Raw genomic sequence first — 21,293 nt, forward strand, 5'->3', positions numbered from 1 at the left:
GGAGGCGAATGGTAAAGTGCCCATTCACATTATTGACAGGCGCCTGAATCCAGGCGGCAAGAGTCTTGAGAACCGCCAGCGGTTCTTGCGTCGGGCCAAGTCCCTGGTGCAGGGCGCCGTCAAGAAGACCTCGCAGGAACGCGACATCAAGGACGTCCTGGAGGGGGGCGAAGTCACGATTCCCCTCGACGGCATGCACGAGCCGCGCTTCCGCCGCGAAGGCGGAACGCGCGACATGGTGCTGCCCGGCAACAAGAAGTTCATCGAGGGCGACTATCTCCAGCGCTCCGGCCAGGGCAGTGCCAAGGATTCCGGCCCGGGCGAAGGCGACAGCGAGGACGCGTTCCGCTTTGTGCTGAGCCGTGACGAGTTCGTCGATCTCTTCCTCGACGATCTCGAGCTGCCGGATCTCGCCAAGCGCAAGATCGCGCACACCGAGAGCGAGGGCATCCAGCGCGCCGGCTACACCACGTCGGGCTCGCCCGCCAACATCTCGGTCAGCCGAACGGTGCGGCTCGCGCTGGCGCGCCGTATCGCGCTCAAGCGTCCCCGCAAGGAGGAGATCGAAGAGCTGGAAGCCGCGATCGCCGCATGCACGGACGAGGACGAGCGTTTGGAGCTGATCGCCCAGCTCGAAAAGCTGAAAGCGAAAACCAAGCGCATTCCCTTCATCGATCCGCTCGACATCCGCTACCGCCGTTTCGAGACGGTGCCCAAGCCCGTTGCGCAGGCCGTGATGTTCTGCCTGATGGACGTGTCGGGCTCGATGTCCGAGCACATGAAGGATCTCGCCAAGCGCTTCTACATGCTGCTCTACGTGTTCCTCAAGCGCCGCTACAAGCATGTCGAGATCGTCTTCATCCGCCACACCGACCGCGCCGAGGAGGTCGACGAGCAGACCTTCTTCTACGGCCCGGCCTCGGGCGGCACGCTGGTCTCCAGCGCGCTGCAGGCGATGCACGAGATCGTGCGCGAGCGTTTCAACCCGTCGGACTGGAACATCTATGCCGCGCAAGCCTCCGACGGCGACAATTCCTATTCCGACGGCGAGCTCACGGGCATGCTGCTGACCGACAAGATCCTGCCGGTCTGCCAGTTCTTTGCCTATCTCGAGGTCGGGGAATCAGGCGGCAGCGCCTTCGATCTGTCCGACTCCTCGCTCTGGACCCTCTATGAGCGCCTGCGCAACAGCGGCGCACCGCTCTCGATGCGCAAGGTCTCGGAACGCAGCGAGATCTTTCCGGTGTTCCACGATTTGTTCCAGCGTCGCGATACTGCCCAGGAGAAGGCCGCTCCATGACGGAACGATTGTTCGAAGGCGCGGATTGGGATTTCCACACCCTGCAGCGCATCACCGATGCCTGCGAGGAGGTGGCGCTGAAAGATCTCGGGCTCGACGTCTATCCGAACCAGATCGAGGTCATCACCGCCGAGCAGATGCTGGATGCGTATTCGTCGGTCGGCATGCCGCTGTTCTACAAGCACTGGTCGTTCGGCAAGCATTTTGCGTACCACGAGGCGTCCTATCGCAAGGGCCTGATGGGGCTCGCCTATGAGATCGTGATCAACTCCTCGCCTTGCATCTCCTATCTGATGGAGGAGAACACGGCGACGATGCAGACGCTGGTGATCGCCCACGCCGCCTTTGGCCACAACCACTTCTTCAAGAACAACTATCTGTTCAAACAGTGGACCGACGCCGACGGCATCCTGGATTATCTCGACTTCGCCAAGACGTATGTCATGCAGTGCGAGGATCGCTACGGCCGCGTCGAGGTCGAGCGTACGCTCGATGCCGCGCACGCGCTGATGTCGCACGGCATCGACCGCTATCCCGGCAAGAAGAAGCTTGATCTGCGCGCCGAGGAGAAGCGGGCCGGCCGCCGCCGTCAGCACGAGGAGGAGGTCTTCAACGACCTCTGGCGCACGGTGCCCAAGGGCGCAGCCAAGAGCCGGACCGCGCTCAGCATCGAGCGCCGCCGCAAGCTGCTCGGCCTGCCGCAGGAAAACCTGCTCTACTTCCTGGAGAAGAGCGCGCCGCGCCTGGCGCCGTGGCAGCGCGAGCTGCTCCGCATCGTCCGCCACATCGCGCAATATTTCTATCCGCAGAGCCAGACCAAGGTGATGAACGAGGGGACGGCGACCTACGTCCACTATCGCATCATGACCAAGCTGCATCAGCAGGGCCGCATCACCGACGGCAACTTCCTCGAATTCCTGGGATCACACACCAACGTGGTGTTCCAGCCCGAATTCGACGATCAGCGCTTCTCCGGCTTCAATCCCTATGCGCTCGGCTTTGCCGTGATGCAGGACATCGAGCGCATCGTCACCCGGCCGGAAGACGAGGACCGCGAATGGTTCCCCGACATCGCCGGCAAGAACGACGTGATGGGCGTGCTGCGCGACGTCTGGGCCAACTATCGCGACGAAAGCTTCATCGCGCAGTTCCTGAGCCCGAAGCTGATGCGGCACTTCCGCATGTTCCACCTGCATGATGATCCCGAGGAACGCGCCGGTATCCGGGTCGATGCCATCCATGACGAGCGCGGCTTCCGCCGCGTTCGCCGCGAGCTGGCGCGGCAGCACGATGTCGGCTTCATCGACGCCAATATCGAGGTGGTCGACGTCGATCTCTCCGGCGACCGCCGCCTGATCCTGCATCATCACGTCATCAAGGGCTCGCAGCTCAACGAGACCGATGCCAAGCGGGTGCTGCAGCATCTGGCCGATCTCTGGACCTACGACGTCTCGCTGATTGAGGTCGATGCCAACGACAAGGTCATGCGCGAATATGTCGTGAGCCCGCGCCCGATCCCCGCGGCGGTGGCGTGAGGCGATCTGCCACACACACACAGATGCGCGTTGATGTGCCCTCGCCCCTTGTGGGAGAGGGCAGCGACGCCGGCAGATACAAGCTCATTTGGGTGAGGGGTATCTCTCCGCACCGTGCCTTGTCGATGGAGACCCCTCATCCGGCGCTTCGCGCCACCTTCTCCCACAAGGGGAGAAGGAAGGCGTTCGAGGCTGCACAAAGATTTCTCTAGGCCGGCCGCTTCTTCGCCGGCTTCTTCTTCGCCTTACTCACATTCAACGCCACCGCGGCGCGGATCAGCGCCTTCAGCGCCTTCTCGTCGATCTTGTCGCCTTCGCGAATATCGATCGCGCGGCGCACATTGCCGTCGAGGCTGGAATTGAACAGACCGGCCGGATCCTCCAGCGCCGCGCCCTTGGCGAAGGTCATCTTCACCACCGCCTTGTAGGTCTCGCCCGTGCAGATGATGCCGTCATGCTCCCATACGGGAACACCGCGCCATTTCCACTCCTCGACGACATCAGGATCGGCCTGCTTGATCAGGCCGCGAATCCGCCCCAGCATCTCGCCGCGCCAATCGCCGAGCTCCTTGACCCTGCCGTCGATCATTTTGGAGGGCGATGGCCCATCCGCGTCCTTCGCGCTGCTCTTCTTCGCCACCGCCTTCTTCACGAGCTTGCCTCACTGCGCGCGCCGCCACGCCGGCCGAGATAGGGCAGCGCGAACAGATAGAGCCCCGTCGCCAGCAACGGAATGAACGGCACCAGCGCCAGGAAGCCGATCCACATGGCCTGGACCTGCATGGTCATCGCCACGATGTTGGCGATGACCGCGAGCGTGAAAGCCATCGACAGCCAGCGATGAATCTGCCGAACCCACATATGCGTGCTCACGAGAGACCTCCTTTGAGATTGATCGGAATGGACGTTGGCGGAGCTAGTCGGCCCGCGCCAGCACTTCGTCCAGCTTGTTGAAGAACTGCTTCCAGCCGGCATGCGCGCCGCCGTAGGCCTGCTTCTGCGTCGGGCCGAAGCCCGCCTGCTCGACGCGCAAATGCGTGCCCGCGCTCGTCGGCGTGAGCGTGAAGGTCACGACACTCTTGAGGTCGAAGGCGGAATCCTCATGCGAGAAATTCCAGGTGTAGGCGAGGCTCTTCTGCGGCTCGATGGTGAGCACCTCGCAGTCCAGCACGCCGCCCCATTCGCCGCGCAGATTGAAACGATGACCGACTGAAGGCTTGAAGTCGTTCTTCATCAGCCATTCCTCGATCAGGTGCGGCTGCGTCAGCGCGCGCCAGAGCCGCTCGGGCGGAAAGGCAAATTCGCGCTCGACGACCACGGAGCGCGTCTGGCTGGAGGCTTCAGTCATTGGTCCATCCTCTTCAGGAGATCGTCGAGCGCGTCGAGCCGCCTCTGCCAGAACCCGGCCATCTGGCTGGTCCAGTCGATCAGCGGATCGAGCGCGCCGGGCAGCGCGCTGTAATGGGTCTGCCGTCCTTCATGGCGGTCACGTACGAGGCCGGCCTGCTTCAGCGCGCCGAGATGCTTCGAGACCGCCGGTTGCGAAACGCCCGATAGCGCCGTCAGTGCCCCGACCGTCTGCTCGCCCTCGCGGCACAGCCGCTCGAAGATCGCCCGCCTTGTCGGGTCGGCGAGCGTCCTGAACAGAAGGTCGGGGGCGGGGGACATGGAGATCCATAACCAGGAAGTTATGGATTAACTCATAACCGCGGAGTTATGGGTGAGTCAAGCGACATCGCGGCGTTGGGAGCTACGAACCGAAAGCCTATCCGCGGGCTCCTCTTACCTCTCCCGCTTGCGGGAGAGGTCGGCGCGGAGCGCCGGGTGAGGGTTTTCTCCTCTGGGGGAGTCTTCGTCGTTCATTCACCCTTCCTCCAACCCTCCCCGCAGCGGGCGAGGGAGCGCACGGATGTCCCGGCTGCTAAGGCCGCAGATACAAATACCCCTGCGACTGCAGCTCGGCCAGGCGGACCACGCCGCCTTTCTCAGCACTAACAAAGCCCGGCAACAGATCCGTCAGCGTGACGCTCTGCGCCTTCATCGTGTTGCCGCAGGCGGCGAGCTCGACGCCGTCCTTGGAGAATTCGCCGACCCGCTTGCTGACATCGGGGTTGGCCTGCGCCCCGTGGAATGCCTTCAACGCGGGACCGTGGATCACCAGCGCGAGCGTGACGTGCTCGGGGCCGCCGACGCCGTCGATGTGGTTCTGAAGGTTGCCGAGCACGAAATTGACCTTCTCGGCATCGCTGAGGTGATAGACGACCTTCAGCTTGTTGCCCGCGCTGGCTTCGGTGGCGGCTCGTGCACGCGAGGCGCCAAACGCTGCGCCCAAAGCCGAAACGGCGCTCCACAAGATGTTCCGGCGATTCATGGCGACCTCCCTCGACTGATCCCAGTTCGCCGGACAAATATCATTTGTGGCGCAGCGCTGCGAGTTCCTTGCGGTCGGTCACGAGCGAGGCGCATTCGCTATTGTCGGTGCGATCGAGGCGAAAGATCTTGTCATCGGCGCCGGCCACCAGCGATTGCTCGGCATCGTCGTCCGGCTTGTTGTTCTGCCAGACTCGCACCCGTTCGAGCCGCACGATCGCCGACTTGTCGTCCTTCGACAGCGCAACGCCGATGCCGCCGCCCTCGCAGTCGACGCCGCAGCCGAGACGAACCTCGCTGCCGTTCCTGGTGAACACGGCGTGGTTACACGAGCCGCTGGAGTCGAAATCGCCGTTGCGGTGACGGTACCTGAAGCCGAGACGGAAGGAGTTGTGCAGCTCCTTGTCCTCCTTGTCGACCTCCGCGGAGATCAGCAGCTTCATCGCGGCGACCTTCTGCTTGGGGTGCCGCGCCAAATGATCGGCATCGTATCGGCGGACGAAGCAAGCGTAGGCCTTGTCGCCGGGCGCGCCCGCATACATGCGCGTATTGAAGGTTTCGGCTTCGGCCTTGCTGGCCTCACGAATGTCATCGCCTTCCTCGGCCACGGCGGCGCTGGTCAGCGCAGCCAAAATGAAGGCAGCAAAGATGGAGTGCTTCATGACGGCCTCGAGCGCGTGGCGATTTCTATCGCAGCAGGACAGAACTGCTGTCTGTTAGACGCAGGCGCGGTGCCCCGCGTTCAACCGTCCCAAGTCGCTCCAGCCGCCATCGCGATGCCGACTCGGGCCAGTTGTTTTCAGGCCGAGCCTTAGTCACAGAGGGGATCAAGAAGGTTCAAGCGGAGGAGCGCCTTCATTCCTCGGAACCCGACGCCCTCCCGTTGCTCTGACATTGTCTCGGTTCGTCAATGTGATAGCCTTCACAGACGGCCGCCTTTGGCAGTCGTAGGCTGGGGCTGCCTTGTAAGTTTGTGGAGTCCCCTGCAATGGGCGAAATTCGCAACTTCAGATCCGGAAATCAGGATGAGCCGCCTCCACACGGCCCAATGCCTCGCCGCCTCGCAGCCATCATTGTCGGTGACATCGCTTCCTACAGCCGCATGATGCAGGCTGACGAGGAAGGCACGCATGTCCGCGTCAAGCGGATCGAGCGGGATCTCATTCAGCCAAGCATCGTCGAGCACCATGGGGCGCTGGTGAAGACGACGGGCGATGGTTTCATCGCGATCTTCGACAGTCCCGTCGAGGCCGTTCGCTGCAGCATCGTCATCCAGCAGAACCTCATCGGCCGCAACGCCTCGCTTCCGAAGCATTCGCGGCTCGAATACCGGATCGGCGTCAATCTCGGCGATGTCATCGTCGAGCCGGACGACATCTACGGCGACGGCGTCAATATCGCCACGCGCATCGAAGGCATCGCAGAGCCTGGTCAGGTCTTCATCTCAGGCGCGATCTACGAGCAGATCAAGCACAAGGTGGTATGCGGCTATGAGTCGCTCGGGGACCGCAAGGTCAAGAACATCACCGATCCTGTGCGCGTCTATCGCGTGCTGCCAGACGCGGATGCGGTCGGCAGGACGCGAAGCCGGCGCGAGCGTGTCCTGCTCCTTCTTCTGATCACGGCATTGCTGGTGATTGCGGGCTACGTGCTTTGGTACGTGCTGGTGCAGCACCGCAGCAAGGTGGGGCAACAGGCTGCCGCTCCTCCGATCGCGGCGCCGTCAGCTTCGCCGACGCCGCCATCCGTTCCGTCGTTACCGAGCCCGGCAGTACCGGCGCCACAAGCCGCACCCGCGGCTTCGCCGTTGCCCACAACGACGCCATCGCCCTCACCATCTCCGACGCCCAGCCCGTCAGCGATGGCGGTCCGCGAACCCGAGATGATCGCCATTCGCGGCGGCAGCTTTGCGATGGGAAGCAATGATGATCCGACCGAACGTCCCGTTCACCAGGTCGCGATCAAGCCGTTCTCGATCGGCAAATATCCGGTGACGGTGCAGGAGTGGAACGAATGCGCCGCCGCCAAGGCATGCGGCTTCACCGCCACCGGCAAGGACGATGCCCCGGTCAGCAATGTGAGCTGGACCGACGCGCAGCAATATGCCGCCTGGCTCGCGCAGGCGACGAAGAAGCCCTACCGGCTCCCCAGCGAAGCCGAATGGGAATATGCGGCGCGCGGCGGAACGCAGAGCAAATATTGGTGGGGCGACAAGCTCCAGCCGGGCATGGCCGGCTGCAAGGATTGCGGTGATCTTGCGGCCGAGCAGCCGGCCAAGGTCGGCAGCTTCAAGCCCAATCCGTTCGGCCTCTATGACATGGGCGGCAGTGTCGATCAGTGGGTCCAGGACTGCTGGCACAGGAGCTATCAGGGAGCGCCGGGCGACGGCTCGGCGTGGAGCGGCAGCGACTGCGCCTCGCACGTCCTCCGCTCCGGTTCCTGGAAGAACGATTCGAGATACGTGCGGCCGTCCAATCGCGACGGCTACGACACCAACGTCCGTTACCCCACGCATGGATTCCGTGTCGCGCTCGGTCCTTAGGTGCTGGAGTATAATTGATGAGGATCATTTCGTGTGTCGCGCTGGCGGCCGCAATTGCATTGCATTCGGGCGCGGCCAACTCGCAAGGCAAGACCGCGCCCAAGGACGCGAAGCTCTATTTCATCACGCCGCATGACGGGCAGAAAGTTCGCGGTGGATTCTGGGTCCGGTTCGGCTTGCGCAACATGGGCGTGACGCATGCCGGCGACGAGTACCAGAATGCCGGTCATCACCATCTCTTGGTCGACGTCAAAGAGCCCATCGATTCCAAGGAGCCGATCCCGCAGGACAAGTCGCACCTGCATTTTGGGGCGGGGCAGACTGAAACCCTCCTCGAGCTTCCGCCCGGCACGCACACGCTCCAGCTTGTGCTGGGCGATGCGAAGCATTATCCGTTCGAGCCGCCTGTCGTGTCGGAGAAGATCACGATACGCGTCAGGCCGCCGGCTTCGGCGCGGAAGTAAACGATCAGCGCAGGCTGGCGTTGATCTTGTCCAGCACTGCCGAGCCCGGGCAGAGCGTGTCCGCCTCCAGCGTGTTCAGTGGCGTCTCGACCGTGTTGAGATGCTCGTGCAAATCTTCCGCGTCCGGGTCGACATAGAGCAGGCCGGTGACGATCTGACCCTTGGCGGCGTGCCTTGCGAGGAAGGTCTGGGCCCCTAACCGGTCATGCGGATCGTAGTCCGCGTCGATCTTGCGCAGGGCGATCTTGCTGCCGTCATGCTGCTCGACCATTTGCACCGTGCCCGGCGCATAGTCGACGGCGATCGGATCTCGCCCGACCAGCACGTCGAGCCGGTTCACCGCGTCGTTGTGCTCGCGGACATAATCAAAACTCTTGGTCGAGCCGGCATGGTTGTTGAAGGCGATGCAGGGACTGATGACGTCGATGAAGGACGCGCCCTTGTGGCGGATCGCGGCCGCAATCAGCGGCACCAGCTGGGTCTTGTCGCCGGAGAACGAGCGCGCGACGAAGGTGGCGCCGAGTTGCAGCGCGATCGCGACGAGGTCGATGGCGTTGTCGGTGTTGGTGACGCCCTTCTTGGATTTCGAGCCGCGGTCGGCGGTCGCCGAGAACTGGCCCTTGGTCAGGCCGTATACGCCGTTGTTCTCGACGATATAGGTCATGTTGACGCCGCGCCGGATCGAATGCGCGAACTGGCCGAAGCCGATCGAGGCGGAATCGCCGTCGCCGGAAACGCCGAGATAGATCAAATCGCGGTTGGCGAGATTGGCGCCGGTCAGCACGCTGGGCATGCGGCCGTGCACGGAGTTGAAGCCGTGCGAATTGCCGAGGAAATAGTCCGGCGTCTTCGACGAGCAGCCGATGCCGGAGATCTTCGCTACCCGGTGCGGCTCGATCGAGAGCTCGTAGCAGGCCTCGATGATCGAGGCCGTGATCGAATCGTGGCCGCAGCCGGCGCACAGCGTCGAGATCTTGCCCTCGTAGTCGCGGTGGGTGTAGCCGAGCTCGTTCTTCTTCAGGCTCGGATGATGGAATTTCGGCTTTGCAATGTAGGTCATCAGATCACCTGCGATCCCAAGCCCGTCATGGCCGGGCTTGTCCCGGCCATCCACGTCGTGGCCGGGAAGAAAGGCGTGGATGCCCGCGACAAGCGCGGGCATGACGACGGAGAGAGCGAAACGTGGATCATGACACGGCCTTGCGGAGCGGGGTCACCTTGAGGTGATCCTGGTGGTCGCCAATGGCTTTCGCGATGAAACGGGCGGTGATCGGCGAGCCGTCATAGTGCACGATCGGCACCAGCCGCACCGGGTCGATGCCGTTCTCGTTGACGATGAGCTGGCGGAGCTGGCTGTCGCGGTTCTGTTCGACCACGTAGACGAAGTCGTGCTCGGCGAGGAAGCTCGCCACGCTCGAATGGAACGGGAAGGCGCGGATGCGCAGGCGGTCGAGCTGGTGCCCGCGCGCTTCCAGCAGGCCAATCGCCTCGTCCATCGCCGGCGAGGTGGACCCGAAATAGATCACGCCATATTTGGTCGGTCGCTCCGCATTAGCCTGCAGCGGCCGCGGCACCAGGTCCTGTGCGGTCTCGAATTTACGCATCAGGCGCTGCATGTTGTCGGCGTAGACCGAGCCTTCCTCGGAATAGCGCGCATAGCGGTCGCGTGAGGTGCCGCGGGTAAAATAGGAGCCCTTGGTCGGATGCGTGCCGGGATAGGTGCGGTAGGGAATGCCGTCACCGTCGACGTCGAGATAGCGGCCGAAGTCGCGGCCCTCATCCAGCATCTCCGTGGTCATCACCTTGCCGCGGTCATATTGCTTGGCGTCGTCCCATTTCAGCGGGCGACAGAGCCGGTGGTTCATGCCGATGTCGAGGTCGAGCATCAGGAAGATCGTGGTCTGGAGCCGCTCGGCGAGATCGAACGCGGCGGCCGCGAATTCGAAGGCCTCCGCGGGATCTTCGGGGAACAGCAGCACATGCTTGGTGTCGCCGTGCGAAGCATAGGCGCAGGCGATGATGTCGCATTGCTGGGTGCGGGTCGGCATGCCCGTGGAGGGGCCGGCGCGCTGGATGTTCATGATCACGGCCGGGATCTCGGCAAAGTACGAGAGGCCGATGAACTCGGTCATCAAGGAGATGCCGGGACCGGAGGTCGCGGTGAAGGCGCGGGCGCCGTTCCAGGACGCGCCGATCACGATGCCGATGGAGGCCAGCTCATCCTCGCCCTGCACGATGGCGTATTTGGCTTTGCCCGTCTCGGGATCGTGTCGGTACTTCTTGCAATGCGCGGTGAAGGCCTCCGCCACGGATGAGGACGGTGTGATCGGATACCAGGCGCAGACGGTGGCGCCGCCATAGACCGCGCCGAGCGCGGCGGCGCTGTTGCCCTCGATGAAGATGCGGTCGCCGACTTTGTCGGACTTCTTCACCCGAAGCCCGGTCGGGCACTTCAGGTTCTGCAGCGCCCAGTCGCGGCCGAGATGCAGCGCATGGACGTTGGAGGAGAGCAGTTTCTCCTTGCCCTTGTATTGCTCGCCGATCAGTTGCTCGATCAGCTTCGGATCCATGTCGAGCAGCGCCGATAGCGCGCCGAGATAGATGATGTTCTTGAACAGCTGGCGCTGGCGCGGATCGGTGTAGGTCGAGTTGGTGATGGCGGTTAAGGGGACGCCGATCACGGTGATGTCGTCGCGGAATTTGGTCGACGGCATCGGCTTGGTGGAATCGTAGAACAAATAGCCGCCTGGCTCGATGCCGGCGACGTCCTTGTCCCAGGTCTGCGGGTTCATGGCGACCATCATGTCGACGCCGCCCCGGGCGCCGAGATGGCCGTCTTCGGTGACCCGCACCTCGTACCAGGTCGGCAGGCCCTGGATGTTGGAGGGGAAGATGTTGCGCGGGGACACCGGCACGCCGTGACGCAGGATCGCGCGCGCGAACATCTCGTTGGCGCTGGCCGAACCCGAGCCGTTAACGTTGGCGAAGCGGACGACGAAGTCGTTTACGCTGCTGATCGGCTTCTTGTCGGGCATGTCGAACCTGCGTGGGTCATCTCGATGAAATATTTCTGCATGTCCCAGGCGCCGGTGGGACAACGCTCGGCGCACAGCCCACAATGCAGGCAGACGTCCTCGTCCTTCACCATGACGCGCCCGGTCTTGAGATCCGAGGAGACGTAGAGATCCTGGTCCGGATGCGGCGAGGGCGCCTTCAGGCGCTGGCGCAGATCGCTTTCCTCGCCGTTACCGGTGAAGGTGATGCAATCCATTGGGCAGATGTCCACGCAGGCATCGCATTCGATGCAGAGCGAGGTCGAGAACACCGTCTGCACGTCGCAGTTCAGGCAGCGCTCGGCTTCGCCCAAGGCCAGCTTGACGTCGTAGCCGAGCTCGACCTCGGCGCGGATGTCCTTCAGCGCGACGACCTTGTCGCGATGCGGCACCTTGTAACGCTTGTCGATGGAGATGTCGTTGTCATAGCTCCACTCATGGATGCCCATCTTCTGCGATGAGACCTGCACGTCCGGCAGCGGGCGCTCGGTAATGTCCTCGCCCGAGAGCATCTTGTGGATCGACAGCGCGGCGTCATGGCCCTGCGCCACCGCCCAGATGATGTTCTTCGGCCCGAACGCGGCGTCGCCGCCGAAGAACACCTTTGGATTGGTCGAGACGAAGGTTTTCGGATCGACCTTGGGCATGTGCCATTTGTCGAACTCGATGCCGCAATCCTGTTCGATCCAGGGAAAGGCGTTTTCCTGGCCGACCGCGACCAGCACGTCGTCGCAGGCGATGGTCTCATCCGGCTCGCCCGACGGCACGAGGTTGCGCCGGCCCTTGGCGTCGTACTCGGCTTTCACCTTCTGGAAGGTGACGCCGATCAGCTTGCCGGCGACATGCTTGAAAGCCACCGGAACCATGTAATTGAGGATCGGAATATCCTCATGGAGCGCGTCTTCCTTCTCCCAAGGCGAGGCCTTCATCTCCTCGAAGCCGGAGCGGACGACAACCTTGACACTCTCGCCGCCGAGGCGGCGCGCGGTGCGGCAGCAATCCATCGCGGTGTTGCCGCCGCCGAGCACGATCACGCGCTTGCCGATCTTGTCGATGTGGCCAAAGGAGACCGAGGACAGCCAGTCGATGCCGATATGGATGTTGGCGGCTGCCTCTTTCCGGCCGGGAATGTCGAGCTCGCGGCCGCGCGGCGCGCCGGAGCCGACGAAGATCGCGTCGTACTTCTCCCCGAGCAGCGCCTTCATGCTCTCGATGCGGTGGCCGCCTTTGAACTCGACGCCGAGACCCAGGATGTAGCCGGTCTCCTCGTCAATGACGGAATTCGGCAGGCGGAATTTCGGGATCTGCGTGCGCATCATGCCGCCGGCTTCCGGATCGCCGTCGAACACGGTGCAGTGATAGCCGAGCGGCGCGAGATCGCGCGCCACCGTCAGCGAGGCCGGGCCGCCGCCGACGAAGGCGACGCGCTTGCCGTTCTTCGCTGCGGGGCGCGGCAGGCGCTGCTTGATGTCGTCCTTGAAATCGGCGGCCACGCGCTTGAGCCGGCAGATCGCGACCGGCGTTTCCTCGACGCGTCCGCGGCGGCAAGCCGGCTCGCAGGGACGATCGCAGGTGCGTCCCAGAATTCCGGGAAACACGTTCGATTTCCAATTGATCATGTAGGCGTCGCTATAGCGGCCTTGTGCGATCAGTCGGATGTATTCGGGAACCGGGGTGTGCGCAGGACAGGCCCATTGGCAATCGACCACTTTGTGAAAGTAGTCGGGGGCCGCAATATCGGTCGGTTTCATTCCTACCCTGTCCGCGCAGGCTCAAAGACCCGGCGGCCTCTTCTGAGCTTGGCGAACGCTTAACGCGCGTCGATCTGGTTTCTGAATGACGTCATTGGGTTAGCTTATTAGAACCCTTCCGAAGTACAACGGCAAATTTGCGCGCTTCCCCTGTTTCATAGGAGCCAAGCGCGCACAGCATTAACGGCGCGGACGATGTGCGTGCGGTGCAGCATGTTGCAATGCGTGTGAGCGCGTCAGCCGCGCGCGATGTCGCTCTTCGCCAGATCCCACATCAGGCTGTAAGTGCCGACCGAGACGGGGAGCGGGAAGGGCGTCGCGGCAGGGCCGGTGAAGCGTTCGGCAATCACGGCCGAGACCGCGCCGACATGCGTGCCGTCGATCAGCACGAACCAGTCGCGGGCGCCTTCATTGCGCACCGCCGGAATGCCCGCCGTTGCGCCCGACAATTCCGGCTCGCTTTCGAGCAGATGCATCGAGATGATGCCGTCGCGCCCTTCGGGCCTGAGCTTGTCTTGCAATGCATCACGCCAGGACGCGGCATTGTCCGGCGTCGGCCGCAGCCGCACCACGCCGAGCGCAGCCCCGCGCCCGGTACCGTTGCTGATGGTAATGCGCGCGACGACGCGCAGCATGTCCTTGAAGCGCGCCATGCTGCGCCGCGACCAGTCGGTCTGATTGGCGAGCCGCGCCCGGTAGGCGGGACTGTCGAGCACGTCGAGTGTCGCGGTCGAGTACAGCGAGAGATATTTGGGGTTGGCGGCATGCGCGACATAGCGCCGTGCTTCGAGGAATCCGTCGATCGCGACCCGCTCTTCCAGATGCTCGCGATCGTACCAGCGGTTGAAATCGGCCTCATCGGCTGCATCGACATTCATCGACGTCAGCAGCATGCCTTTCCCGGCGAGCGGCATTCTTCTTGTCCTCTCATCGCCCGATCTTCGATGCGAGGTCGGCGATCGACTTCATCACCGCATCCCTCACGCCGGCATCATAGAGCGAATGCCCGGCTCCTTCCACGACGCGAAGCTCGGAACCGGGCCATACTTTCGTTAGTGCCTGCGATGTCTCAGGAGGACACAGCAGATCGTAGCGGCCCTGGATGATGATGCCGGGAATGCCTGTGAGCCGGCCCGCGTTCCGCAACAGCTGCTCTTCGCTCATGAAGGAGTTGTTGATGAAGTAATGCGCCTCCATGAACGGCGTCGCCGGCAGCGTGCGCCAGACGTTCAACGAGGCCAGGTCGAGCCGCGTCTTGGCGGGCTTGTGCTCGGACAAGGCGCGCTCGGTGTCGTGCCAGGCACGTGCCGCCGGTCCGTGAACGGCAGGATCGGCATCGAGGATGCGGCGCCAATAGGCGTCCACCGGCCGCGCTTGCTCTTCCCTTGGCAGCACACTCAGAAAATCCTCATAGAGCGCGGGATAGAATTGCGGCAGGCGCGAGGTGAACGCCGTCTCGACCTCCGTCCGCGTGCCGAGAAACGTCGCGCGCAGCGCAATGCCGGACACGCGCTCGGGATGCGCCTGCGCGTACGCCAGCGCCAGCGTCGCGCCCCAGGAGCCTCCGACCACCATCCAGCGTGTGATGCCGAATTTCTCGCGGATCTTCTCCATGTCCGCCATCAGGTGCGCCGTGGTGTTGTGCTCGCGCGATGCCTTGGGACGGCTGCGGCCGCAGCCGCGCTGGTCGAACAGCACCGCATGCATACGCTCGGGATCAAAAAGCCGGCGATGGTCGGGCTGGCAGCCTGAGCCGGGCCCGCCGTGCAGATAGATCGCGGGGATACCGTCGCTGCGGCCGACGCTCTCGACATAGATCTCATGGCCGTCACCGACGTCGAGCATGTCGGAGGTCAGCGGCGCAAAGGGATCGGCACGCCTGGCGGATGCGGCCGCGTCGGCGTCAGGTCCCATTCTCGGATTCCAGGGTGCCGCCGGCGAAGTTGCGATAGAGGAATCGGCTGGTCTCGCCCTCGGCCTCGCGCTCGGCCTGCTTGAAGATGGTCTCGTGCAGCGGCGACAGCGCGCAGGCCGGATCGGTATTAGCGGCATCGCCGGTCAGCGCAAAGGCCTGGCAGCGGCAGCCACCGAAATCGATCTCGCGGAATTCGCAAGTCTTGCACGGCTCCTTCATCCAGCCGGTGCCGCGATAGCGGTTGAAGGCCTCGGAGTTCTGCCAGATCCAGGCGATCGAATGGTTGGAGCGCACCGACTCGAACTCGAGCCCGGTGATGCTCTCGGCGGCGTGACAGGGCAGCACCTTGCCCGCGGGCGAGATGTTGAAGAACTGCCGGCCCCAGCCGCCCATGCATTTCTTCGGCCGCAGCGCGTAATAGTCGGGAACGACGTAATCGATCGTCAGCCGGCCCTTGAGCCGCTCGCGCGCCTCCTCGACGATTTCAGTGCACTCATCCAGCTGCGCCACCGTCGGCATCAGCGCGGCGCGGTTCTTCAGCGCCCAGCCATAGTACTGGACATTGGCGACCTCGAGCCGGTCGGCGTCGAGATCGACAGACATCTGGATGATGTCAGGAAGCTGGTGCAAATTCTGCCGATGCATCACCGCGTTCACGGTCAGCGGCAAATCGAGCTCGCGCGTCCATTTCGCGACTTCAAGCTTCTTGCGATGGCCGTTCCTGTAGCCGGCGACTCGATCGGCGAGGCCTTCCTCGACGCCCTGGAAGCTGATCTGCACATGGCACAGCCCGGCATCCGCGAGCTCGCTCAGCCGCTCGCGCGTCAGCAGCACCGCGGAGGTGATGAGGTTGGTGTAGAGCCCGACGTCGCTGGCATGCTTGACCAGTTCGACCAAGTCTTTGCGCGCCGTCGGCTCGCCGCCGGAGAAATGCACCTGGAGCACGCCGATCTCGGCAAGCTCGCTCAGCACCTTCTTCCACTCTTCCGTCGTCAACTCTTTGCCGGAGCGGTCAAGCTCGACGGGATTGGAGCAATAGGGGCATTGCAGCGGGCAGCGATGGGTGATCTCGAGCAGCACCGCGAGCGGAATGCCGAAGGTCTCCGCCGTCGAGCGCTGCTTCTCCAGCACCGCGAGGCTGTCGCTGGGTGGGATGGTCACGTCGCTCATGACGTCTTCTCCCTGATCTCGGTGAGGAAGCCCTTGTCGGCGAGGTCCTGCAGCATGACGATGACGTCGGCCAGGATCGCCTCGCGCGGCGCTGCGTATTTCGCCGCGAGCTGATCAGACACGTCGCCGACACTGCGCTTGCCGTCGCAGAGTTGCAAGACCTCGACCGCGATCTCGTCGGGCGCCAGCACCCGCTCCGGCGCCAGGATCACCCAGACTTGTCGCGTCTCGTCATATTTCAGCTTGGCATGCCGCGGCAGCACCGGGCGGCTTGCCTCGCTGACGCTGATATTGCGCGGCCCGGCCATCGCTGTTCCCTCAGCTCGCTTTGGGCACGAACGCGCCCGGCGGAATGTGGCCCTCGACATAGGCGTGCTGGAGCGCATCGAGCTGCACCCACAAGACGTTGGTCTTGAAGATCAGCGCGTTGCACACCTGCGCGCGCTGCTCCGGCGTCGTGGCGTGCGCCTTGACATAGTCGAGCGCAAAGCCGGCATCGCGCGGCGCCTGGGCCAGGCGGCGCTTGAAATAGCTCATGATGTCGGGGTTGACGAAGTCATAGTGCTCCAGCATGCCGGCGATGCGCTCTTCGTGCAGGTTCGGCGCGAACAATTCGGTGAGCGAGGAGGCGATCGCCTCCAGCGGGCTCTTCTCGCGACAATAGTGGACATAGGCCTCCACCGCGAAGCGCGTCGCCGGCAAAATGCCTTCCGTCGATTCCACATAGGCCGTGTCGAGACCGAGGCCTTCGGTCAGCTTCAGCCAGCGCTCGATGCCGCCTTCGGAGCCGACATCGCCGTCGTGGTCCTCGATGCGGTGGCGCCATTCCAGGCGGGTAGCGCGGTCGCGGAAGCGCGAGATCACCACCGCGTCCTTGATTGGAATCGTGCTCTGGTAATAATAGCGGTTCAGCGCCCAGGCCTGCACCTGGCCCTTGTTAAGCTTGCCGCCGTGCAGCAGCTTATGAAACGGATGCAGGCTGTGATAGCGCGTCGCTCCGATATGGCGCAGCGTCGCCTCGAGCTCATCGGCGCTGGTAAGCCGGATGTCCTTGCCGATCGAGAGCGCAGTTATTCCAGTCATTGACGCCGCATTCACAGCACGATCTCCGTTCCGTCGGCCGGTATCTGCCAGCCTGCCGCCTCCGTGGCCTTGCGCTCCGGGGAGGCAGGCAGCAGCGCCGGGTTCGAGTTATTGATATGCAGAAAGACCTTCCTGTCGAGTGTGAGGTCGGCCAGCCGTGCGATGGCGCCGGCCTCGCCGGACATGGCGACATGGCCCATGCTCTTGCCGGTCTTGTGGCCGAGCCCGGCCCTGATCATCTCGTCGTCCTGCCAGACCGTGCCGTCGAAAAACACCAGCGCGGCGCCGTCGATCTCGGCCTTGAGCGCATCGGTGACCTCGGCGCAGGCTGCGATGAAGTAGAAGCACTTGCCGGTCGCCTTGTCGGTGATCTTCAGCCCCAGCGTATCGCCGTCGCCGCTCTCCCCGCCGGGATGCGCCTTGCCTTCCAGATACCAGGCGGACTTGCCTGAGACTGCGAAGGGCAGCACCTCCAGGCCCGAGCGCGCGCCGTCGGTGAGGCGCGGCTCGAATGGCTCGCCGATAGCCATCGGCTGGCGCCGCACGTGCTTCTCGTTCAGCACGTTGAAGATGCTGTTGCTGGCAAGGATCGCCAGCACCTTCTCGTGCGCATAGATCGTGAACGGCGAGCTCTCGCGCATCGACAGCAGGCCCGCCACCGCGTCCACTTCGCTGTTGGTCAGGATCACGCCCGCAATCGGCGTATGGCGCAGCGCCCCGGTCTTGGGGTGCAGTTGCGGCGTGGCATTCAATTGCTGGCGCAAATCGGGGGAGGCATTGATCAGGAACCAATGCTCGTCGTCGCCGCTGAAGGCGACCGAGGCTTGGGTTCTCTGAAGCTCTGGGCCGTTTTCACGGGCCGCCCGGCAACCCTCGCAGCCGCAATTCCATTGCGGCACTCCGCCACCGGCTGCGGCGCCCAGGACGACGACGCGAAGCATGATCCGTCTCCTGGAGGCAACGTCGCCAGGTGGATCTCAGGCCGACACAGTTTTTGTCTTCCGGAAACTGATTGTGACCGAAAGAACGTGGGCCGAAAGATCCACCTGCACAGAACGCAAACTCACCAACCGCTTACTTGCGGGTGGCGCTCACATACATGTTGATTTCCATGCCGCAGGGCACTTCGACGATCTTCGGGGCTTTCCAGGCCATATTGGCACTCCATTTTCGCGAAATCGGACGTATCCGCCCGGCCGTTAAGTTAGTGCGCGCCGAAAACTTCGCCAGTGAAATTTTCCCGAGAAAGGCCATGTTGCGGCGCGAAAAGTGCCTCAGGAACACCACTTCTGAGGCGCTGCCTTGCGTCCGGCGCATTCGGTCGCGAACCCTGTCCTGATAAAGCAGTTGTGAGTGCAGTGCAGCCTTCAATTCGGTACAGGCGACCCAAACTGGATCTTCGTGATGCCCAAATATTTCTTCAACACCCGCATCGGCGACGAACTGATCGTGGATCCCGAAGGCGAGGATCTGCGCAACCCCGACCGCGCCTGGGAGGTCGCCCGCCAGATGATCCTGGAGGTGGTGAAGTCCGAGGGCGCCCAGCGGGCCCTGCTGGACGCCGTGATCGAGGTCACCGACGTCGAAGGCGACATCGTGCTGGAGTTCCCCTTCACCGAGGCCCTGCTGGACATCCCGGATCCGTCGGCGACGCGGCATTAGGCCCAGCTCTCCCCCCGTCCTTGCATAGCGAAGCAATCCAGAGTGCCCCCCCGGAGGCAGTCTGGATTGCTTCGTCGCAAAGGGCTCCTCGCAATGACGGGGAATCGGGCAATTCGGGCCCTTCGCCCCTGCGAAATCCGCATGGCTTTGCCGCGTTCCCGGCGCTAAAAGACGCCGGTCATACGGAGCAAGCCATGCAAGATCTCTGGCGCCTGTCGGCTGCCGACCTCGCCACCCTCGTCAAGTCCAGAAAGGTCTCCGCCAGGGAGGCCGCCAAGGCCGGTCTCGCCCGCCTCGATGCCGTCAATCCCCAGCTCAACGCGGTGATCGATCACCGCCCGGACGACGTGCTCAAGCAGGCCGATGCCGTCGATGCCGCCATCGCGAGGGGCGAGGACCCCGGCGTGCTCGCCGGCGTGCCCGTCACCATCAAGGCCAATGTCGACCAGGAGGGCTTTGCCACCACCAACGGCCTGAAGCTCCAGCGCGATGTGATCGCACGCGAGGACAATCCGGTCGTCGCCAATTTCCGCAAGGCCGGCGCCATTCTGCTCGGCCGCACCAATTGCCCGGCCTTCTCCTATCGCTGGTTCACCACCAATCTGATCCATGGCGACACCAAGAATCCCCGCGACGCCGCGCTGACGCCGGGCGGTTCCTCCGGCGGCGCGGGCTCGGCGGTCGCGGCCGGCATCGGCCACATCGCCCACGGCACCGACATCGCCGGCTCGATCCGCTATCCCGCTTATGCCTGCGGCGTGCATGGCCTGCGCCCGACCCTCGGCCGCATCCCCGCCTTCAACCCGGCGCTGCCGGAGCGCCCGATCGGGCCGCAGATCATGGCGGTCTCGGGTCCGCTGGCGCGCACGGTCAACGACATCAGGATTTCGCTCGAAGCCATGTCGGCCCGCGACATCCGCGACCCCTGGTTCGTGCCGGTGCCGCTGCAAGGCCCCGCACGGGACAAGCGCGCCGCGCTCTGCCTCAATCCGGGCGGGCTTGCCACCACGCCGGAGGTGAAGGCGGCGGTGAGCGATGCCGGCAAGCGGCTGGAGCGCGCGGGCTGGACTGTCGACGTGATCGAGGACACGCCGCCGATGCGCGAAGCGGTGGAGTGGCAGATCAAGCTCTGGCTCGGCGACGGCTATGAGGCGCAGCTGGAGGCGGCCGAGCGTGAGGGCGATCCCGGCGCGCTGGCCTGCCTGCGCGGCAACCGCAGCAGGGTCACGCCGATGGACCAGGCGAACTACGCGAAGGCGTTGACCCGACGCGCCACGCTCACGCGTGAGTGGATGCTGTTCTTCGAAAAATATGCCGTGTTGTTGACGCCGGTCTCCGGCGAGTTGCCGTTCCCCGATCATCTCGACCGCAAGGACGAGGACTCCTTCAAGCGGGTCTGGGAAGCGCAGCTGCCGCAGATCGCAATTCCCTTCATGGGATTGCCCGGCCTCGTGGTGTCCACCGATCTGGTCGGCAAGGCGCCCGTCGGCGTGCACATCGTCTCCGGCCGCTATCGCGAGGATCTGTGTCTCCTCGCAGGCGAAGCGATCGAGGCGGGCGGCGTGCCGCCGTCGCCGATCGACCCCGTGAGCTAGCGATGACCGCGATCTACGACTTCAAGGCCAACTCGCTTGCCGGCGACGAGATCGCCATGAGCCGCTTCGAAGGGCAGGTCCTGCTGATCGTCAACACCGCGAGCAAATGCGGCTTCACGCCGCAATATCGGGGCCTTGAGGATCTCTATCGCGATCTGTCGCCGCGCGGCTTCTCCGTGCTCGGCTTTCCCTGCAACCAGTTCGGCGCGCAGGAACCGGGGCAGGCGAACGAGATCCAGGCGTTCTGCTCGACCAATTACGACGTCACCTTTCCCCTGTTCGAGAAGATCGACGTCAACGGCGCAAATGCGCACCCTCTGTACGAGTACCTGAAACGCCAGCAATCCGGACTTCTCGGCGCCTCCATCAAATGGAATTTCACCAAATTCCTGGTGGACCGTGCCGGCAAGGTGATCGCGCGCTACGCGCCGACCGCGCGGCCCGAAGGATTGCGCAATCAAATCGAGACCCTGTTGTGAGCGAGACAATCATGAGCGACGAATTTCCGGACCGCCTGTCGGTCGATCCGAACAGCCCCTATTACAACGCGGACATCCTGTCGCGCGACGTCGGCATCCGCTTCAAGGGCGTCGAGAAGACCAATGTCGAGGAATACTGCATCAGTGAAGGCTGGGTCCGCGTCACCGCAGGGAACGCCAAGGACCGCCACGGCAACCCGCTGACCATCAAGGTGCACGGGCCGGTCGAGCCGTATTTTCGAGACAAGAAATAGCGTGAGCCGTCATGCCCGGGCTTGTCCCGGGCATCCACGTTCTCTGAGCGGCAAAGACGTGGACGGCCGGGTCAAGCCCGGCCATGACGAGACGAGAGAGCCCGCGAGAAAGCCACCCCC

General features: G+C 63.8%; 24 protein-coding genes. 8 read left to right on the forward strand and 16 right to left on the reverse strand.

Annotated elements, in window-relative coordinates; all coding sequences use genetic code 11:
- The first annotated feature begins 22 nt into the window (after positions 1 to 22).
- Together IVA81_RS25115 and IVA81_RS25120 are read left to right on the forward strand one after the other, a co-directional pair.
- A complete protein-coding gene (locus IVA81_RS25115; protein WP_247323215.1) occupies positions 23 to 1,300 on the forward strand; it encodes a YeaH/YhbH family protein in 1,278 nt (425 codons plus the stop codon).
- Positions 1,297 to 2,835 (forward strand): SpoVR family protein, encoded by a 1,539-nt coding sequence (locus IVA81_RS25120; RefSeq protein ID WP_247322904.1) that lies wholly within the window; start codon positions 1,297 to 1,299, stop codon positions 2,833 to 2,835. Before IVA81_RS25115 ends, IVA81_RS25120 begins: the two co-directional genes overlap by 4 nt.
- A gap of 208 nt (positions 2,836 to 3,043) precedes the next feature.
- Here IVA81_RS25120 and IVA81_RS25125 read toward each other — a convergent pair whose 3' ends face one another.
- The 6 genes from IVA81_RS25125 to IVA81_RS25150 form a co-directional block, all read right to left on the reverse strand.
- Positions 3,044 to 3,487, reverse strand: coding sequence for a DUF1801 domain-containing protein (locus tag IVA81_RS25125; RefSeq protein ID WP_247322906.1), 444 nt, complete (start codon positions 3,485 to 3,487; stop codon positions 3,044 to 3,046).
- Positions 3,484 to 3,708 carry a hypothetical protein gene (locus IVA81_RS25130; RefSeq protein WP_247322908.1) on the reverse strand — a complete coding sequence of 75 codons (225 nt, stop codon included), beginning with the start codon at positions 3,706 to 3,708 and terminating at the stop codon, positions 3,484 to 3,486. Before IVA81_RS25130 ends, IVA81_RS25125 begins: the two co-directional genes overlap by 4 nt.
- A gap of 43 nt (positions 3,709 to 3,751) precedes the next feature.
- On the reverse strand, positions 3,752 to 4,183 hold the full coding sequence (locus IVA81_RS25135; protein WP_246918837.1) for an SRPBCC domain-containing protein: 432 nt from the start codon (positions 4,181 to 4,183) through the stop codon (positions 3,752 to 3,754).
- On the reverse strand, positions 4,180 to 4,503 hold the full coding sequence (locus tag IVA81_RS25140) for a metalloregulator ArsR/SmtB family transcription factor (RefSeq protein WP_247322909.1): 324 nt from the start codon (positions 4,501 to 4,503) through the stop codon (positions 4,180 to 4,182). Before IVA81_RS25140 ends, IVA81_RS25135 begins: the two co-directional genes overlap by 4 nt.
- Positions 4,504 to 4,756: 253 nt before the next feature.
- On the reverse strand, positions 4,757 to 5,206 hold the full coding sequence (locus IVA81_RS25145) for a DsrE family protein (protein ID WP_247322911.1): 450 nt from the start codon (positions 5,204 to 5,206) through the stop codon (positions 4,757 to 4,759).
- A 40-nt stretch (positions 5,207 to 5,246) separates the two neighbouring features.
- Entirely contained in the window at positions 5,247 to 5,867 is a 621-nt protein-coding gene (locus tag IVA81_RS25150) for a hypothetical protein (RefSeq protein ID WP_247322913.1), read from the reverse strand.
- Between the two features lie 326 nt (positions 5,868 to 6,193).
- On the opposite strand from IVA81_RS25150, the gene IVA81_RS25155 reads away from it, so the two are divergent.
- Together IVA81_RS25155 and IVA81_RS25160 are read left to right on the forward strand one after the other, a co-directional pair.
- Entirely contained in the window at positions 6,194 to 7,747 is a 1,554-nt protein-coding gene (locus IVA81_RS25155) for an SUMF1/EgtB/PvdO family nonheme iron enzyme (RefSeq protein ID WP_247322915.1), read from the forward strand.
- Positions 7,748 to 7,764: 17 nt separating this feature from the next.
- Positions 7,765 to 8,211 carry a DUF4399 domain-containing protein gene (locus IVA81_RS25160; protein ID WP_247322917.1) on the forward strand — a complete coding sequence of 149 codons (447 nt, stop codon included), beginning with the start codon at positions 7,765 to 7,767 and terminating at the stop codon, positions 8,209 to 8,211.
- Positions 8,212 to 8,215: 4 nt separating this feature from the next.
- Here IVA81_RS25160 and IVA81_RS25165 read toward each other — a convergent pair whose 3' ends face one another.
- From IVA81_RS25165 to pqqA, 10 genes are all read right to left on the reverse strand, one after another.
- Positions 8,216 to 9,271, reverse strand: a complete 1,056-nt coding sequence (locus IVA81_RS25165) for a 2-oxoacid:ferredoxin oxidoreductase subunit beta (RefSeq protein ID WP_063201775.1) — start codon at positions 9,269 to 9,271, stop codon at positions 8,216 to 8,218.
- A gap of 127 nt (positions 9,272 to 9,398) precedes the next feature.
- A complete protein-coding gene (locus IVA81_RS25170; RefSeq protein WP_247322919.1) occupies positions 9,399 to 11,246 on the reverse strand; it encodes a 2-oxoacid:acceptor oxidoreductase subunit alpha in 1,848 nt (615 codons plus the stop codon).
- Positions 11,216 to 13,015, reverse strand: coding sequence for an FAD-dependent oxidoreductase (locus IVA81_RS25175; RefSeq protein ID WP_247322921.1), 1,800 nt, complete (start codon positions 13,013 to 13,015; stop codon positions 11,216 to 11,218). The genes IVA81_RS25170 and IVA81_RS25175 overlap by 31 nt, the downstream gene beginning before the upstream one ends.
- A 236-nt stretch (positions 13,016 to 13,251) precedes the next feature.
- Entirely contained in the window at positions 13,252 to 13,929 is a 678-nt protein-coding gene (locus tag IVA81_RS25180) for a DUF4286 family protein (protein WP_247322922.1), read from the reverse strand.
- Between the two features lie 13 nt (positions 13,930 to 13,942).
- Entirely contained in the window at positions 13,943 to 14,929 is a 987-nt protein-coding gene (pip, locus tag IVA81_RS25185; RefSeq protein WP_247322924.1) for a prolyl aminopeptidase, read from the reverse strand.
- Positions 14,919 to 16,100 carry a pyrroloquinoline quinone biosynthesis protein PqqE gene (pqqE, locus tag IVA81_RS25190; RefSeq protein WP_247322925.1) on the reverse strand — a complete coding sequence of 394 codons (1,182 nt, stop codon included), beginning with the start codon at positions 16,098 to 16,100 and terminating at the stop codon, positions 14,919 to 14,921. Before pqqE ends, pip begins: the two co-directional genes overlap by 11 nt.
- The gene (pqqD, locus tag IVA81_RS25195; protein WP_247322928.1) at positions 16,097 to 16,408 is read right to left on the reverse strand and encodes a pyrroloquinoline quinone biosynthesis peptide chaperone PqqD; all 312 of its coding nucleotides are present in this window, start codon (positions 16,406 to 16,408) and stop codon (positions 16,097 to 16,099) included. Before pqqD ends, pqqE begins: the two co-directional genes overlap by 4 nt.
- A gap of 10 nt (positions 16,409 to 16,418) precedes the next feature.
- Complete coding sequence (gene pqqC, locus IVA81_RS25200; RefSeq protein WP_247322930.1) at positions 16,419 to 17,198, reverse strand: pyrroloquinoline-quinone synthase PqqC; 780 nt, start codon at positions 17,196 to 17,198, stop codon at positions 16,419 to 16,421.
- A complete protein-coding gene (pqqB, locus tag IVA81_RS25205) occupies positions 17,195 to 18,124 on the reverse strand; it encodes a pyrroloquinoline quinone biosynthesis protein PqqB (RefSeq protein WP_247322932.1) in 930 nt (309 codons plus the stop codon). Before pqqB ends, pqqC begins: the two co-directional genes overlap by 4 nt.
- 133 nt (positions 18,125 to 18,257) lie before the next feature.
- The gene (pqqA, locus tag IVA81_RS25210; RefSeq protein ID WP_007595659.1) at positions 18,258 to 18,338 is read right to left on the reverse strand and encodes a pyrroloquinoline quinone precursor peptide PqqA; all 81 of its coding nucleotides are present in this window, start codon (positions 18,336 to 18,338) and stop codon (positions 18,258 to 18,260) included.
- A 249-nt stretch (positions 18,339 to 18,587) separates the two neighbouring features.
- On the opposite strand from pqqA, the gene IVA81_RS25215 reads away from it, so the two are divergent.
- From IVA81_RS25215 to IVA81_RS25230, 4 genes are all read left to right on the forward strand, one after another.
- A complete protein-coding gene (locus IVA81_RS25215) occupies positions 18,588 to 18,845 on the forward strand; it encodes a hypothetical protein (protein WP_247322934.1) in 258 nt (85 codons plus the stop codon).
- A gap of 194 nt (positions 18,846 to 19,039) precedes the next feature.
- Positions 19,040 to 20,440: an amidase family protein gene (locus IVA81_RS25220; protein WP_247322936.1), complete on the forward strand. Its 1,401-nt coding sequence runs from the start codon at positions 19,040 to 19,042 to the stop codon at positions 20,438 to 20,440.
- Between the two features lie 2 nt (positions 20,441 to 20,442).
- Entirely contained in the window at positions 20,443 to 20,919 is a 477-nt protein-coding gene (locus tag IVA81_RS25225) for a glutathione peroxidase (RefSeq protein ID WP_247322938.1), read from the forward strand.
- Between the two features lie 11 nt (positions 20,920 to 20,930).
- Positions 20,931 to 21,173, forward strand: a complete 243-nt coding sequence (locus IVA81_RS25230; protein WP_041748727.1) for a DUF3297 family protein — start codon at positions 20,931 to 20,933, stop codon at positions 21,171 to 21,173.
- Positions 21,174 to 21,293 lie beyond the last annotated feature (120 nt).

The organism is Bradyrhizobium sp. 141, from assembly GCF_023074055.1.
Classification (GTDB): Bacteria; Pseudomonadota; Alphaproteobacteria; order Rhizobiales; family Xanthobacteraceae; genus Bradyrhizobium.

Bases quoted from the DNA above. Each gene is read 5' to 3' on its own strand.
- IVA81_RS25225 (WP_247322938.1), top strand. From the start codon at position 20,443: ATGACCGCGATCTACGACTTCAAGGCCAACTCGCTTGCCGGCGACGAG.
- IVA81_RS25215 (WP_247322934.1), top strand. From the start codon at position 18,588: ATGCCCAAATATTTCTTCAACACCCGCATCGGCGACGAACTGATCGTG.
- IVA81_RS25120 (WP_247322904.1), top strand. From the start codon at position 1,297: ATGACGGAACGATTGTTCGAAGGCGCGGATTGGGATTTCCACACCCTG.
- IVA81_RS25170 (WP_247322919.1), bottom strand. From the start codon at position 11,246: ATGCCCGACAAGAAGCCGATCAGCAGCGTAAACGACTTCGTCGTCCGC.
- pip (WP_247322924.1), bottom strand. From the start codon at position 14,929: ATGGGACCTGACGCCGACGCGGCCGCATCCGCCAGGCGTGCCGATCCC.
- IVA81_RS25145 (WP_247322911.1), bottom strand. From the start codon at position 5,206: ATGAATCGCCGGAACATCTTGTGGAGCGCCGTTTCGGCTTTGGGCGCA.
- IVA81_RS25165 (WP_063201775.1), bottom strand. From the start codon at position 9,271: ATGACCTACATTGCAAAGCCGAAATTCCATCATCCGAGCCTGAAGAAG.
- IVA81_RS25155 (WP_247322915.1), top strand. From the start codon at position 6,194: ATGGGCGAAATTCGCAACTTCAGATCCGGAAATCAGGATGAGCCGCCT.
- IVA81_RS25135 (WP_246918837.1), bottom strand. From the start codon at position 4,183: ATGACTGAAGCCTCCAGCCAGACGCGCTCCGTGGTCGTCGAGCGCGAA.
- IVA81_RS25140 (WP_247322909.1), bottom strand. From the start codon at position 4,503: ATGTCCCCCGCCCCCGACCTTCTGTTCAGGACGCTCGCCGACCCGACA.
- pqqD (WP_247322928.1), bottom strand. From the start codon at position 16,408: ATGGCCGGGCCGCGCAATATCAGCGTCAGCGAGGCAAGCCGCCCGGTG.
- IVA81_RS25175 (WP_247322921.1), bottom strand. From the start codon at position 13,015: ATGAAACCGACCGATATTGCGGCCCCCGACTACTTTCACAAAGTGGTC.
- IVA81_RS25180 (WP_247322922.1), bottom strand. From the start codon at position 13,929: ATGCCGCTCGCCGGGAAAGGCATGCTGCTGACGTCGATGAATGTCGAT.
- IVA81_RS25150 (WP_247322913.1), bottom strand. From the start codon at position 5,867: ATGAAGCACTCCATCTTTGCTGCCTTCATTTTGGCTGCGCTGACCAGC.
- IVA81_RS25230 (WP_041748727.1), top strand. From the start codon at position 20,931: ATGAGCGACGAATTTCCGGACCGCCTGTCGGTCGATCCGAACAGCCCC.
- IVA81_RS25220 (WP_247322936.1), top strand. From the start codon at position 19,040: ATGCAAGATCTCTGGCGCCTGTCGGCTGCCGACCTCGCCACCCTCGTC.
- pqqE (WP_247322925.1), bottom strand. From the start codon at position 16,100: ATGAGCGACGTGACCATCCCACCCAGCGACAGCCTCGCGGTGCTGGAG.
- pqqA (WP_007595659.1), bottom strand. From the start codon at position 18,338: ATGGCCTGGAAAGCCCCGAAGATCGTCGAAGTGCCCTGCGGCATGGAA.
- IVA81_RS25160 (WP_247322917.1), top strand. From the start codon at position 7,765: ATGAGGATCATTTCGTGTGTCGCGCTGGCGGCCGCAATTGCATTGCAT.
- pqqB (WP_247322932.1), bottom strand. From the start codon at position 18,124: ATGCTTCGCGTCGTCGTCCTGGGCGCCGCAGCCGGTGGCGGAGTGCCG.